This window comes from Leifsonia sp. Leaf336, from assembly GCF_001423695.1.
Taxonomy (GTDB): domain Bacteria; phylum Actinomycetota; class Actinomycetes; order Actinomycetales; family Microbacteriaceae; genus Leifsonia.
The window spans coordinates 53,897-68,151 of sequence record NZ_LMOZ01000001.1 but is presented as its reverse complement, the minus strand read 5'-3'; the positions used below and the strand labels follow the sequence as shown (position 1 = coordinate 68,151).

The window sequence follows — 14,255 nt, the reverse complement described above, 5'->3', positions numbered from 1 at the left end:
TGGCCCCGATGTCGTCCCTTCTGTACATGTTGGGCCGCGCTGCCTTCCGGGCGCGGAGATGGGTGCTCGCCGGCTGGCTGGTGGCGCTCGTCCTCCTGCTGGCCGGAGCCGGGTTGCTCAGCAACGGGACCGACAACACCTTCAGCATCCCCGGCACCGAGTCGCAGGAGGCTCAGGACGCGCTCGCCCGCACCTTCCCGGAGGTCAGCGGCACTTCCGCGCAGCTCGTCGCCGTCGCGCCGAAGGGCACGGACGTCCACGATCCCGCGTTCCAGTCGGCGGTCGAGTCGTCGGCGGCCGCGATCGCGAAGATCCCGCAGGTGACCTCCGCGTCCTCCCCCTACAGCGGCCCGTCGACCGGCAACATCGCCACCGACGGCTCCGCGGTGATCGTGCCCATCCAGCTCTCGGTCTCGCAGACGGCCGTGCTGCCGTCCACCTCCGACGCCCTCCAGAAGGCCGGGCGCGACCTGGAGGCCGCCCTGCCGAAAGGTTCGGAGGTCGCGGTCGGCGGCCAGCTGTTCTCGCAGACGGTCGCCGGGATCAGCGTCACCGAGCTGCTCGGCATCGCCGTCGCGTTCGCGGTGCTGATCGCGACGTTCGCCTCCGTGATCGCCGCCACCCTGCCCCTGATCACGGCCTTGCTCGGCGCCGGGCTCTCGCTGTCACTGATCTTCGCGGCGACCCACTGGCTCACGATCGCCTCCACGACTCCGCTGCTGGCCCTCATGCTCGGGCTCGCGGTCGGGATCGACTACGCGCTGTTCATCGTCTCCCGCCACCAGGAGCAGCTGAAACGCGGGATGGAGCCGGAGGAGTCCGCCGCCCGCGCGGTCGCGACAGCCGGGTCGGCCGTGGTTTTTGCGGCCGTCACGGTCATCATCGCGCTGGTGGGGCTGAGCGTCGCGGGGATCCCGTTCCTCACGACGATGGGCGTCGCCGCCGCGCTCGCGGTGACGATCGCCGTGCTGATCTCGATGACGCTGACGCCGGCACTCCTCGGGTTCGCGGGGATGCGGGTGGTGGCGAGGAGGTACCGGAAGGGCGCGGCGCCGACTCCTCCGCCTCCGCGTCGCATGTCGAAGCCCCGGCGCCGCACGCCTAAGCCCCGCCGCGAGCATCCCGTCGCCACCACCTGGGTGCACGCGGTCACCCGCATTCCGATCCTCACGGTGGTACTCGTGGTCGGGCTGCTCGGGCTGGTCGCGCTGCCGGCGGCCTCCCTGCGGCTCGCCCTGCCGGACGCAGGCTCGCTCGACGAGCACGAGCCCGCACGCATCGCCTACGACCTGGTCGCCGAACATTTCGGCCCGGGCTACAACGGTCCGCTGATCGCCACCGGGTCGGTGATCGGCAGCACCGACCCGGTCGGGCTGATGAACGACCTCGCCGCCGAGCTGAAGACCGTCCCCGGCGTCGCGGCCGTGCCGCTGTCGACGCCGAACGAGTCCGGCGACACCGGGATCGCCCAGGTGGTGCCGACCGGCGCCCCGGATTCGCCGCAGACGCAGGAGCTCGTCGCGAAGCTCCGCTCGATGCACGACCACTTCGAGCGCGAGTACGGCATCGACCTGTCGATCACCGGGTACACGGCCGCGGGCATCGACATCTCCGCCCGGCTCGGAGGGGCGTTGCTGCCGTTCGCGCTGCTGGTCGTCGGGCTGTCGCTGGTGCTGCTCGCCATCGTGTTCCGGTCGATCGTGGTGCCGGTCACGGCCGCGCTCGGCTACCTGCTCAGCATCGGCGCGGCGTTCGGCGTCACCAGCCTGGTATTCATGAGCGGCTGGTTCGCCGGGCCGCTCGGCGTCGCGCACATCGGGTCGGTGATCAGCTTCATGCCGATCATCGTGATGGGCGTGCTGTTCGGGCTGGCCATGGATTACGAGGTGTTCCTCGCCAGCCGCATGCGCGAGGAGCACCTTCTCGGCGAGGACACGAAGGGCTCCGTACACAAGGGATTCGAGGGATCGGCCAAGGTGGTCACGGCCGCCGCGATCATCATGTTCGCGGTGTTCGCCGCCTTCATCCCGGGCGGCGACGCCCAGATCCAGCCGATCGCGCTCGGCCTCGCCGTCGGAGTCGTCGTGGACGCGTTCGTCGTGCGGATGACCCTGATCCCCGCCGTGCTCGTGCTGTTCGGGAGGGCGACCTGGTGGATGCCGCGGTCGTGGGACCGCGCCCTGCCCGTGCTCGACATCGAGGGCGAAGGCGTGCAGGCCGAGCTCGACGCGGCCGACTGGCCCGAACCGGGCGCCACTTACGCGATCGCCGCCGACGGCGCTCGAGCCGGAGGTTCCGGATCGTTCGACGCCCTGGTGCCGCGCGGCGGCGCCATCGTGCTCACCGGGCCGGGGCACACCGCCTTGGCGTCGGCGATCGCCGGGCGCGCGCCCCTGGAGGCCGGGCGCCTCAAGGTGGACGGCCTCCTGCTGCCGGTTCGGCGGTCGTCGGTGCGGTCGCGCGCGGCGATCGCCCGGCTGGACCGCACGCGCGACGCGGTCGCGGCGGTGCGGGACGCGACAGCCGACCGGCCGGTGGTCCTGGTCGTGGACGGCGCCGAGGCGGTTACCGGCGCCGAGCGGCAGGCGCTGGCCGATCAGCTCGCGCGGGTCACGGCCGGCGGCACGGCTCTCGTGCTCGCCGCGACCTCCCCCGAGGCGGTCGCGGACCTCCTGCCGCCCAACGCCAACCCGCCCATCGCCGACGCCCACATCACCGAGCCCGACCTCCCCACCGACTTCCAGTCCGGCACGGCCGAATCCGACCCCTCCACCCCAGGCACGCGACGGGAGCCCATCCCATGACAGACCGCAACGACGACCGGGCGCCCTTCGACGCCCGCGCCGGATCCGAGCGCACGCGCGCCGTCACGCTCATCGGGCTCGCCCTCGCACCGCTCCTCGTGGTCGGCGTGCTGGGCTGGGGCCTCTTCTCGCCCGCCCTGCACCTCGACCGGGTGACCGCGGCGGTGGTGAACAACGACGCCCCGGTGACCGTCAACGGCAAGACGGTCCCGCTCGGGAGGCAGTTCGCCGGTTCACTGATCGCCGGAGGGTCGACCGCCTCGGCGGCCGGCTCCGGCTCCCCGACGGAGGCCCCGCCGAGCGACGACCCGACGAACTTCACCTGGGTGCTCACGAACGACGCGGACGCCGCCGCCGGGCTCGCGAACGGGCACTACGCGGCGGTGCTCACCATCCCGTCGTCGTTCTCCGCCGACGCGACCTCCATCGGAGGCCCTGCTGCGAGCGCGCAGCAGGCGACCGTGACCGTGAAGACCAGCCCGGCCGCGTCGCTCGTCGACCCGGCGCTCGCGGCGGCGGTCAGCCAGGCGGCGACCGCCGCCCTCGACCGCCAGCTGACCGCCCAGTACCTCCAGAACGTCTACGCCGGCTTCAACACGATCGACCAGCAGATCGGGTCGGCCGCATCGGGTGCGGCATCGCTCTCGGCAGGGGCGTCGTCGCTCGCGCAGGGCACGCAGTCCCTCGCGAGCGGGGCGGCGACGCTCGCCACGGGAACGCAGTCGCTCGATGCCGGCGCCCAATCGCTCGCCTCGGGTCTCGGCACGCTGAGCGACAAGTCGCAGCCCCTCCCCGGCCAGACCCAGCAGCTCGCGCAGGGGTCCGCCACGCTCGCCGGGGCGGCCGATCAGGCCTCCGCGGGAGCAGCGTCGGCGACGACTCAGTTCGCCCAGGTCGTCGCGCAGGTCTGCGCGACCGGCCCGGCCGTGCTGTGCACGCGCGCTCAAGCCGCCCTCGCAACTCTGCAGAACGCGAGCAGCGGGCTCTCTGCTTTCGCCACCGGGTCGAACGCGGTCGCGTCCGGCAACGCGGCCCTCGCAGCGGCGATGCCCGCGCTGGTCGACGGCATCGACGCATCGGCGGCCGGCGCCGATCAGGTCGCGGCCGGCGCCGCGCAGACCGCGTCGGGAGCGGCGTCGCTCAGCGCAGGCGCGTCCTCAGCCGCCACCGGTGCGGCACAGACCGCGGACGGCGCCGCCCAGCTGTCGTCGGGGCTCGCGCAGGCCGCGCAATCGATCCCGACCTACAGCGACAGCGACATGACGACGCTCTCCGCCGTGGCCGCCCAACCGGTGCGCGCGGTGCAGAAGGCGCCGCCCGCCGGGCTCGCCACCCTCCCCCTCTTCGCCGTGCTCGCGCTCTGGCTGGGCGCGATGGCGACCACTCTCGCGCGCCGCGCCGTGCCTTCCCGGCTGCTGCTGTCGACCGTGCCGTCTGCGCTGATCGCCCTGCGCTCCGCCGCCTGGATGGCGCTGATCGGCGCGGGCCAAGGCGTCGTCGTCGCGGGCGCCGCGCAGTTCGGCCTCGGCCTCCGCCCGGACATCTGGCTGGGGTTCGCACTGGCGGCCGCCTTCGTCGGCGCCGTCTTCTGCGTGCTCAACCAGGCTCTGGCCGCCGCGTTCGGCGGGGTCGGCCGGCTGATCGCCCTCGTCGTCGGCATCGTCGCCCTCACGGCGGGGATGTCCTCCACCGTGCCGGCGACGCTCTCGTCGCTGGCGGGCGCGCTGCCGACGGCGCCCGCCCTCGCGCTGCTGCGTTCGGCCGCGAGCGGCGACGTCGGAGGCGCGTTCGGCACCGTCGGCCCGTTGCTCGTGTACGCGGTGGCGGCGCTCGCGCTGACGCTCGCGGCGGTCGCGGCCCGGCGCAGCGTCCGGCTGCCGCGTCTCGCGCGCAGTACCGCCGCCGCGTAACCCGGCTTAAGTTGCACATGCGTGTGCAAGAAGAGTATCCTCGAGACATGCCCACCCCCTCCACGCGCGCACCGCGACGCGACGCGACCGCGAACCGGGAGGCCATCCTCGTCGCCGCCGCAGCGGCGCTCAACGAGGACATCGACGCCTCCCTCGAGACCATCGCCGCCCGCGCCGGCCTCAGCCGCCGCGCGCTCTACGGCCATTTCGCCAACCGGGACGACCTCCTGATCGACGTCTTCACCCGTGGCGCCGCCCGACTCTCGGCGCTTCTCGATCCCGTGTCGCACCCTGACGCGCGCGTCGAGATCGCGCTGTTCGGCGCGACCCTGTGGGCGGAGGTCGAGCACATCCGCGTGAGCGCGGCCCTCGCCGTGCGCGGGCCGCACCGCGAGCTGGTGGGCACGGCGCTCGATCCCGCTCGCGACCGCCTCCGGGGCACCGTGCAGCGCGGGATGAACGACGGCACGATCCGCACCGACCTCGACCGCGAGACCGTCACCCGCCTCATCGAGAACGCGGCCGTGTCCGTGCTCGACGAGGCCACGCGGGCCGGTCTCTCCCATCGCGCGGGCCACCGACTCGTCATCCTCGCCGCCCTCTCGGCGGCGGGCATGGGCTGGCGGGAGGCCGACGCGCTACTCGACGACACTCCGGAGCTGGCGTTCGAAGCCGTGCAGCCGCAGCAGCCGCAGCAGCCGCAGGAGGCTCAGAAGTGAAGATCGTGCTCGATGCGGTCGCCAAAGGACCGCGCTCCGCGGTGCTGCCCGCGACCTCCGCGACGTTCGAGTCGGGGCAGGCGGCGCTGGTTCGCGCCGAGACCGAGCAGCGCCCGACGGTGCTCGGCCTGATCGCCTCCGGACGCATGCGGCCCGACTCCGGCACCGTGACCATCGACGGGCGGCAGGACTACGGCAGCATGCGCAAGCGCATCGCTCTGATCGACGCGCCCGACGTGTGCGAGCCGGCGCCCGACGTGACCGTCGCCGGGATCGTCGCGGAGGAGCTCATGTTCGCCGGCCGGGCCTCCCACCCGATCGCCGTCGGCCGCCGCCTGAGCGAGCTCGGCGCGTCCGAGTACAGCCGCTCCGCGATCGGCACGGTTCCGCCGACGGTGCGCATCCGCCTGCTCGCCGAGCTCGCGCTGATGCGCGCAGGTGTCGAGGGGCTCGTGATCGTCTCGCCAGACCGGCACGGCGGCGACCCCGTCGAGTGGTGGGAGTTCGCCCGCGAGCTCGCCGCCCGCGGCATCGCCGTGCTCGTGGTCGCGGGCGACGCCTCCGCCGCCGCGATCGCAGCGGCCTCCCTGGTCTCGCGCCTCGACGAGACGCAGACCGGCCCCCAGACATTCGACGAAGACCCGGGACGGGACGACACCGACGAGGTGCCCGACCTGATCCTGAGCGACCCGGTGGAGAACGCATGAAGATCCCCCAGATGATCGCGGCGGAGTTCCGCCGCCTGACCGCCAGCCCGATGTCCATCGTCGCGCTCATCGCGCTGATGTGCGTGCCCGTGCTCTACGGCGGCCTCTACCTCTGGGCCAACCAGAACCCGTACGCCAACCTCGACCGCATCCCCGCGGCGATCGTCGTCGACGACACCGGCACGACTGTCGACGGCAAGACCGTCAACTACGGCGACCAGGTCGCCGACCAGCTGATCGAAGACGGCTCCTTCCAGTGGCACCGTGTCGCGTCCGGCTCGGCCGCGAGCGGCGTCGACGACTCGAAGTACGACTTCAGCATCACGTTCCCCTCCGACTTCTCCTCGGCCCTCGCCTCCGCCTCCGGCGACAGCCCGCGCCGTGCGATCGTCACGCTGACGACCAACGACACCAACAGCTATCTGGCCTCCACGATCGGCACCCAGGCGGCCGAGAAGATCCGCACCTCGATCGTGAAGCAGGTCAACGAGGAGGCCGCCCAGCGCTTCCTGCTCGGCCTCGCCGACATCCGCTCCAGCCTCGTGAAGGCCGTGGACGGCGCCGACCAGCTCGTCGACGGCAGCGCGACCGCCCAGAGCGGCGCCTCCCAGCTCGCCGACGGCACCGCCCAGCTCGCCACCGGATCGCAGACGCTCGCCGACAAACTCGGGGAGCTGTCCGCGGGCGCGGCACAGGTCAGCGACGGCGCCTCCCGCGTCGCGGCCGGCAACGACCAGCTCGCCGCGAAGGCGACGCAGGCCGGTCAGGTCGCCGCACAGTTGGCCACGGACGCCCCGGCGGTCGGTCAGGACCTCGTCGCCCGGCTCCAGGCGGCTCACGTCGACCCCGCGGTGATCGAGCAGGTGCAGGCCGCGCTCGGCGACATCGACGGCAAGGTGCAGTCGGGCAACGCGCAGATCCAGTCCGCGGTCGGCCAGGTGAACCAGCTGGCCTCCGGCGCAGACCAGGTCGCCTCCGGCGCAGCGCAGGTCGCGAGCGGATCGTCGCAGGCGCAGGCCGGCGCAGGGCAGCTCGCGAGCGGCGCCGCCTCTGCGGCCACGGGCTCGGCGCAGCTCCGCGACGGGCTCACGACCCTCCACGACGGCACGACGCAACTGCGCGACGGTCTCGTGAACGGGGTGTCCCAGATCCCCGACAATTCGCCGTCGCTGCAGAAGAAGCAGGCGTCGACCATCGCCGATCCGGTGAACCTTCACAACGACTCCATCACCTCCGCCGGCACGTACGGCGCGGGCCTCGCCCCGTTCTTCGTCGCACTCGCGGGCTGGATCGGCATCTACGCGCTCTTCCTCATCGTCAAGCCGGTGTCCCGTCGCGCGATCACCGCGCTGCACTCGCCGGTCAAGATCACGCTCGCGGGCTGGCTCACGCCCGGCCTCCTCGGCGCAGTGCAGATGGTCGGGCTATTCGCGATCGTCGCCGGAGCGCTCGGCTTCGCCATCCACAACCCGCTCGGCATGTTCGGGATGATGGCGCTCGCCTCCCTGACGTTCGCGTCGATCATCCTCGCGCTCAACGTCTGGCTCGGCAGCGTCGGGCAGTTCCTCGGCCTCGTGCTGATGGTGCTGCAGCTGGTCACCGCGGGAGGGACCTTCCCGTGGCAGACGCTGCCCGGGCCGCTCGCCGCACTGCACCACGTCCTGCCGATGTCGTATGCCGTCGACGGAATACGGCAGCTCATGTACGGCGGGAACCCGGCGACGGCGTGGGCCGACGCGGGCGTGCTGGCGCTGTGGATGCTGATCGCTCTGCTCGTCTCGGCGATCGGCGTCACGCGGATGACGCACTTCCGCACGCTGCGCGACCTGCGACCATCGCTGATCGGCTGAGCGCGGACCTACCCGTACCTCCCGCCGATGGGTAGGGTGTCGCACGACAGCACCCGACCCGAGGAGGACGACTATGGCCGATCTCGAAGCCCAGGCAGCGATCTCGCAGGCTCGGCAGGCGGCGAACGCGGCGAGCTATGACATCCAGAAGCTCGCGGAGGACTCGATCGAGAGGCAGGCGCTGCACAACCTCCTCACGGCGGTCGAAGCGCTCATCCTGGCGGCCGACAGCGAGTGAGGCGCGACGCTGGCCCGCGCGGGGTGAGGCGCGCGGAGTGAGGGTCGGCGCTCGGCGCTAGGGTGGCCGCGTGACCGATCCTCTGCGCATCCTGCACCTGAGCGACACCCACCTCTACGGCGACGGCCGGCTGCACTACGGCCTGGTCGACACCCTGGCGGCGCTCGATCGGGTGCTCGCGCGCGCCGGCGAGCTGGAGGCGGTCGAGCTGGTCGTCGCCTCGGGCGACCTCTCCGACGACGGCAGCGCCGCGTCCTACCGATTGCTGCGGGAGCGACTGGAGCCGTGGGCTGCCGAGCGCGGTGCCGTCGTCGCCTACGCGATGGGCAACCACGACCTCCCCGACGCGTTCGAGGAGGTGCTCGGAGCGCGGGAGACCGAGCTGGAGGTCGGCGGTTTCCGGGTCGTGACCGTCGACACCACCGTCACGCGCGCCGGCTACGGCAGGCTCGACGAGGCACGTCTCGAACGCCTGCGCGCGACGCTGAGCACTCCGAGCGCGAACGGAACGGTCGTCGTCCTCCACCACCCGCCGGTGCCGCCGACGACCGGGCTCTTCGACACCCTGCGACTCGTCGACCCGCAGCCTCTCCTCGACGTCTGCTCGGCCTCCGATGTGCGGCTCATCCTCGCCGGGCACTACCACCACGCGCTGCTGACGGAGGCCGGTCCCGGCGGCATTCCGGTCGTCGTGGCCCCGGCCGTCGCGAACACGACCGACGTGCTGTGGCCGCGTCCGCGCGAGCGTGCCGAGCGCGGATCCGGGTTCGCGGTGATCCAGCTCCCGGTCGACGGGCCGGTGCGGGCGCACGTGGTCCGCGCACCCGCCGCCGACGACGGCGAGACGGTCTACGATCTCGACGCCGACGCGATCGCCCGGATCGCGGCCCACGCGGGCTGGGCGGGCGACGCATGAGCGGCGGCGCAGCGGGCTACTCCGGCACGCCGCTCTGGAAGAAGCTCGGCCTCAAGCCCGGGATGCGCGCGCAGCTGCTGCACGCTGACCCCGGCTGGTCGGTGCCGGTGGAGGACGGCCCGGCCGACGTCGAGTGGCTGCCGCCGGGCTCGACCGAGCCGGCCGGCCTCATCGTGGCGTTCTACCGGCACGCGGCCGAGTACCTGGACGAGCTCGACGCCCTGGCGCCGCGCATCCACCCGGCCGGGATGATCTGGGCCGCCTGGCCGCGCAAGGCCGCCGGCCACGTCAGCGACCTCGACGAGAACGTGATCCGCGACAACGCGCTCGCCCGCGGTCTCGTGGACGTCAAAGTCGCCGCGATCTCGCACGACTGGTCGGCGCTCAAGCTCGTCATCCGCCGCGAGAACCGCTGAAGCACGTGCCTATGCGAAGGTGACGTGCTGGACGATCCAGGCGTGCATGGCGACGGCGGCCGCCGCCGACGCGTTGATGGAGCGGGTGGAGCCGAACTGCGAGATCTCGACGACGACATCGGCGGCCGCCAGGGCGGCGGCCGAGAGACCGGGACCTTCCTGGCCGAAGAGCAGCACGCACTCCCGCGGAAGCGCGTAGGTCTCGATGAGCACCGAACCCGGCACGTTGTCGACCGCGACGATCGGGAGGCCGGCCTCCCGCGCCCAGGCCACGAACGCCTCCACGTCGTCGTGGTGCACCACATGCTGGTAGCGGTCGGTCACCATCGCCCCGCGCTTGTTCCAGCGACGACGGCCGATGATGTGCACGGTGTCGGCGGCGAACGCGTTAGCGCTGCGCACGATCGAGCCGATGTTCATGTCGTGCTGCCAGTTCTCGATCGCCACGTGGAACGGGTGCCGATGCTCGTCCAGGTCGGCGACGACAGCCTCCATGCGCCAGTACCGATAGCGATCGATCACGTTGCGGGTGTCACCGTGGCGAAGCAGGTCGGGGTCGTAGCGATCGTCGTCCGGCCACTCCCCGGGCCACGGGCCGACGCCGTGCGTGGTCAGCTCGGCCGACGGCGGGAGGTCGCGCGGGGTCGGGCCGTGCGGGTCCGGGTCGTGCGGGTCCGGCTCGTGCGCGGTCCGCTCCTCCGGGTTCTCTGGCGTCACCGATCCAGCGTAGCGGCCGTGCCCTGACCTTCCGGCAGCACTCCATTCGGGGGAACCCGACAGGCGCTGGAAACCCTGCTGCAACCCGCCGGGCAATAAGCTGGTGGCGTCACTTCACCTTCGAAAGGGGTTCTGCGTGGCGCGACGCGACGAGATCGAGTGCTGGCTGACCGATATGGACGGCGTGCTCGTCCACGAGAACGCGGCCCTCCCCGGTGCCCCCGAGCTGATCCAGCAGTGGCGCGACCAGGGCACGCCGTTCCTCGTGCTCACCAACAACTCGATCTACACGCCTCGTGACCTCGCTGCGCGCCTCCGCGCCTCCGGGCTCGATGTGCCGGAGGAGTCCATCTGGACCTCCGCGCTCGCCACCGCCGACTTCCTCAAGTCGCAGGCCCCGGGCGGCAGTGCCTACGTCATCGGCGAGGCCGGGCTGACCACCGCCCTGCACGAGGCCGGCTTCATCATGACCGACACGAACCCCGACTACGTGGTCGTCGGCGAGACCCGCAGCTACTCCTTCGACGCGATCACCAAGGCGATCCGCCTGATCGGCGCGGGTGCCCGCTTCATCTCGACCAACCCGGACGCCACCGGCCCCAGCGCCGAGGGCCCGCTGCCCGCAACCGGTGCGGTGACCGCGATGATCACGAAGGCGACCGGCGGCATGGAGCCGTACGTGGTCGGCAAGCCGAACCCGATGATGTTCCGCTCGGCGCTCAACCGCATCGGCGCACACTCCGAGAACACCGCCATGATCGGCGACCGCATGGACACCGACGTCGTCGCGGGGATCGAGGCCGGCCTCCACACCATCCTCGTGCTCACGGGCATCAGCGACCAGGCCGAGATCGACCGCTACCCGTTCCGTCCTGACGAGATCCTCTCCGGCGTCCACGAGCTCGTCACGGCGACTCCGGTCGAGTCGGATCTCTGACCCAGGGCGGGCGGGCACGCATAGCCGGGATCAGCCGGTCGGCCCCTGCCCCTGCACGGAGGTGTTGAGCGGCTGACCGCTCGACCGGCTCGCGAAGCAGTAGTACGAGCGCTGGCCGCTCTTCCACTGCTCCTCGGTCGCCGGGAAGGTGCCCTGCACCTGCAGGTCGGGATACGCCCCGGCCGCGTTCAGGTCGATCACGCCGCTCGCCGTGCACAGCGTGTTGATCTGCTGAGCGAGCGCGTCCGCGCCCGGGTAAGGAGCCGCCGGATCGGCCGAGATCAGGTTGGTGTAGACCATCTGGGCGGTGTGGTCGGTCGTGCAGGCGACGACCGTGAACGTCTCGGCCCACGGTGAGGTGTACGGCTGGATGCACTCCCCGCCGCCCAGGGTGTCCCAGGCGTGGTCGCCGGGGCCGACGGCCGCCGCCGGCTTGGGGCTCACGGTCGGCGTGGGGGTCGGAGTGGGCGTCGGGGTCGCGGACGGCGTGTGGGAGGCCGACGCCTGCGGAGATGGAGCAGCCGCGCCGAAGAGCGAGGGGATGCGCGTGCCGAGGGCGAACAGCCCGACGAGCACGAGCAGCACGGCCAGCACGCCCGCGATGAGATAGACCCGGCGGTTGAACCGCGGATCGCGTGGCCCCCGCGGGGGCTCGGGCGGCTCCGGCGGGGTCTCGCCCGGCGCCGTCGTCGGGTGTGCAGGGGAGGTGGTGTCGGACGGGGAGGACACGGCTGCCGACGCCGGGGCCGCAGGGGTGGGTGCGGGGGAGGTCAGCGGCTCGCGCGCCGCGGCTGCTGCGTCGAAGGCGACGGTCGGTGGCGCGATCGTGTCGAAGTCGTCGAAGTCGGCGGCGGAGTCCGAACCCAGCTGGGGGCCCTCCATCGCGGCGGAGGGTTCTGGAACCGCGGCGGCGGAGGCGTCTGCCGTGTCGTCGGCGAGCTCCGGGAAGAGGATCGCGTTGATTCCGGGAGCGGCTGTGCCAGTGGTGTCGGTGGTGTCGGTGGTGTCGGCGGCGACCGCGGGAGCGATCTCCGATTCCGCAGGGGTCTGGGTGGCGTCGTGGACCTGTGGTTCATCGGCTCCGGTCAGGTCTTCGTCGATGCTGTCGTCGGAGCCCGCGGCGATGTCCAGAGCGAAGTCGCCGAAGAGTGCAGAGATGCCGTCGGGCTCGTCGGTGGCCTCCTGGTCAGGGGTCGCCTCCGGCTCGGTGATCGCCTCCGGCTCGGCGATGGGCTCAGGCTCGGTGTCGGGCTCCGGCTCGGTTATGGGCTCCGGCTCGGTGATGGGCTCCGGCGCGGCCGGGATCGCAGCCGTCGGCAGCTCAGCGGACGCGGCGGCGAGCGCCTCGGCGTCGAACGGGCTCGTGGCCGGCGACGGCGGCGCACCGAGGACAGCCTCGGTCTGCGCGGCACCGCCGAAAGGCGCGGCCTCCGGCGGACGGATGGGCTCGGGAGGCGCCGGCTCGATCAGCGGAGGCGGAACCGCCGCGCTCGCGGACGCGATCGCCGCCTCCTCAGCCCGGAGGGCCTCCCGGCGCGAAGTCGGAGTCCCGGCGTCGGAAGGCGGGTTCGCGGCCGGCGGAGTGTAGGTGGGCGGGAGCGGGATGATGCCGGTCGTGTCGCCGAGGAGCGGGCGTGGCGCGGGGCGCTCCTGCTGGGACGCCCCACCGAGCAGGGCGGCCAGTCCGTGGCCCCGGAGCGGTCCTGTGTCCTTCGTCGGAGGCTCGGCCTCCGGCTCCGCCTCCCCCTTCGGCTCGGTGGTCCGGGGCGAGGCATCGGCGCCCGGCTCGTCCGCGGTAGGGGCGCTGTCGGTCGGCGCCGGCGGCTCGGCGGGGGCGGCGGGGGCATCGCCCCACTCCGGAGGGTGCGGCATGCGAAGTGCCGCCACGAAGCTGGGCGGCTCGGAGCTCTGCGCCGGCTCGCTCTGCGGCGGCTCGGGCACGACGACGGGAGCGACGTCCGGCTCGCGCGTCGGTTTCGGCTCGACGTAGTTCGTTCGACGAACCGGTGGGTTCGCGTCGTCATCGACTGCGACGTCCTCCGCGTCGTCTCGGTCTTCGCTCGTCCGAGACGCGAGGTTCCAGACGAAACCCTGAGGTGCTGTGGCGATCGGACCGGTGGCGCCGTCGCTCGGCCCTGTCGTCTCGTCAGGCGCCGGACTGACCGGATCGCGAAGCAGGTCCGCGAAACCGACGGGCGCCGGTGGCTCCTCGACGTCCGCGGCCCCTGTCACAGGCGATGCAGCCTCGTCGGGCGCCTCGCTCTTGCTGTGCGACCCTTCGGGCGACGCTACGGGCGGGCCGTCCGCTTCGGGCTCCGCGCGCCGGCCGCCGGTCAGCTGGGCGAGCAGCCACTCGGAGCTGCCGAACTCGGGCTCGGCGTCGTCGTGGGGCTGCTCGTGCTCCGGCTGATCCGGCTCGCCTCCCGTGCCGGGATCGCGGTGCTCGGCCACTACTCCAACCCCAGATCCTCGAGGCCGATGGCGGCGAGGTAGGGGTAGCCGGCCGACTCGATGACCTCGCGCGCGCCCGTGTTGCGGTCGACGACGACAGCCACGCCTGCGATCTCCGCGCCGACCTTCTTCAGTGCCTCGATCGCCTTGAGCGGCGAGCCTCCGGTGGTGGAGGTGTCTTCGAGCACGATCACGCGCTTGCCCTCGAGGTCGGGGCCTTCGACCTGCTTGCCGCGACCGTGGTCCTTCGGCTCCTTGCGGACGACGAACGCGTCGTAGGCAAGCCCGCGCGCGGCGCCCTGGTGCAGGATCGCGGCCGCCACGGGGTCCGCGCCCATCGTCATGCCGCCGACGGCGACGACGTCGGGGACGCCCGCGATCAGGTCGATCATCACCTGACCGATCAGCGGCGCGACCCGGTGGTCGAGGCTGACCTTGCGCAGGTCGACGTAGTAGCTGGCCTTCTTGCCGCTGGTCAGCGTGAAGTCGCCGTGGAACACGGCCTCGGCCGAGATGAAGTCGATGAGCTGCTGTCGCGCGTCCGTCACGTCTGACATTCTACGGGCACCCTGCCCACGGCAGCGGGTCGG

General features: G+C 72.5%; 12 protein-coding genes. 9 read left to right on the top strand and 3 right to left on the bottom strand.

Features of this window, described 5'->3' with window-relative positions; translation table 11 throughout:
• Positions 1 to 8: 8 nt before the first annotated feature.
• The 8 genes from ASF88_RS00330 to ASF88_RS00300 all read left to right on the top strand — a co-directional run bounded on the left by ASF88_RS00330 (position 9) and on the right by ASF88_RS00300 (position 9,560).
• Positions 9 to 2,804 carry an MMPL family transporter gene (locus ASF88_RS00330; RefSeq protein ID WP_082518646.1) on the top strand — a complete coding sequence of 932 codons (2,796 nt, stop codon included), beginning with the start codon at positions 9 to 11 and terminating at the stop codon, positions 2,802 to 2,804.
• A complete protein-coding gene (locus ASF88_RS00325) occupies positions 2,801 to 4,714 on the top strand; it encodes a hypothetical protein (RefSeq protein WP_055912692.1) in 1,914 nt (637 codons plus the stop codon). Before ASF88_RS00330 ends, ASF88_RS00325 begins: the two co-directional genes overlap by 4 nt.
• A 47-nt stretch (positions 4,715 to 4,761) precedes the next feature.
• Positions 4,762 to 5,433, top strand: a complete 672-nt coding sequence (locus tag ASF88_RS00320; protein ID WP_055912688.1) for a TetR/AcrR family transcriptional regulator — start codon at positions 4,762 to 4,764, stop codon at positions 5,431 to 5,433.
• Positions 5,430 to 6,140, top strand: coding sequence for a hypothetical protein (locus ASF88_RS00315; protein WP_055912685.1), 711 nt, complete (start codon positions 5,430 to 5,432; stop codon positions 6,138 to 6,140). Before ASF88_RS00320 ends, ASF88_RS00315 begins: the two co-directional genes overlap by 4 nt.
• The gene (locus tag ASF88_RS00310; protein WP_055912681.1) at positions 6,137 to 7,990 is read left to right on the top strand and encodes a YhgE/Pip domain-containing protein; all 1,854 of its coding nucleotides are present in this window, start codon (positions 6,137 to 6,139) and stop codon (positions 7,988 to 7,990) included. Before ASF88_RS00315 ends, ASF88_RS00310 begins: the two co-directional genes overlap by 4 nt.
• A gap of 73 nt (positions 7,991 to 8,063) precedes the next feature.
• On the top strand, positions 8,064 to 8,228 hold the full coding sequence (locus tag ASF88_RS20760) for a hypothetical protein (RefSeq protein WP_200935207.1): 165 nt from the start codon (positions 8,064 to 8,066) through the stop codon (positions 8,226 to 8,228).
• Between the two features lie 70 nt (positions 8,229 to 8,298).
• Positions 8,299 to 9,144: a metallophosphoesterase gene (locus ASF88_RS00305; protein WP_055912678.1), complete on the top strand. Its 846-nt coding sequence runs from the start codon at positions 8,299 to 8,301 to the stop codon at positions 9,142 to 9,144.
• Entirely contained in the window at positions 9,141 to 9,560 is a 420-nt protein-coding gene (locus ASF88_RS00300) for a DUF3052 family protein (protein ID WP_055912673.1), read from the top strand. Before ASF88_RS00305 ends, ASF88_RS00300 begins: the two co-directional genes overlap by 4 nt.
• A 9-nt stretch (positions 9,561 to 9,569) precedes the next feature.
• Here ASF88_RS00300 and ASF88_RS00295 read toward each other — a convergent pair whose 3' ends face one another.
• Entirely contained in the window at positions 9,570 to 10,175 is a 606-nt protein-coding gene (locus ASF88_RS00295) for a TrmH family RNA methyltransferase (protein WP_055916507.1), read from the bottom strand.
• A 238-nt stretch (positions 10,176 to 10,413) separates the two neighbouring features.
• Here ASF88_RS00295 and ASF88_RS00290 point away from each other — a divergent pair, with 238 nt between their 5' ends.
• The gene (locus ASF88_RS00290; protein ID WP_157498127.1) at positions 10,414 to 11,214 is read left to right on the top strand and encodes an HAD-IIA family hydrolase; all 801 of its coding nucleotides are present in this window, start codon (positions 10,414 to 10,416) and stop codon (positions 11,212 to 11,214) included.
• A gap of 30 nt (positions 11,215 to 11,244) precedes the next feature.
• On the opposite strand, the gene ASF88_RS00285 is transcribed toward ASF88_RS00290, so the two are convergent.
• Together ASF88_RS00285 and pyrE are read right to left on the bottom strand one after the other, a co-directional pair.
• Positions 11,245 to 13,665, bottom strand: a complete 2,421-nt coding sequence (locus tag ASF88_RS00285; protein WP_055912670.1) for a hypothetical protein — start codon at positions 13,663 to 13,665, stop codon at positions 11,245 to 11,247.
• A complete protein-coding gene (gene pyrE / locus ASF88_RS00280; RefSeq protein ID WP_055912667.1) occupies positions 13,665 to 14,222 on the bottom strand; it encodes an orotate phosphoribosyltransferase in 558 nt (185 codons plus the stop codon). Before pyrE ends, ASF88_RS00285 begins: the two co-directional genes overlap by 1 nt.
• Positions 14,223 to 14,255 lie beyond the last annotated feature (33 nt).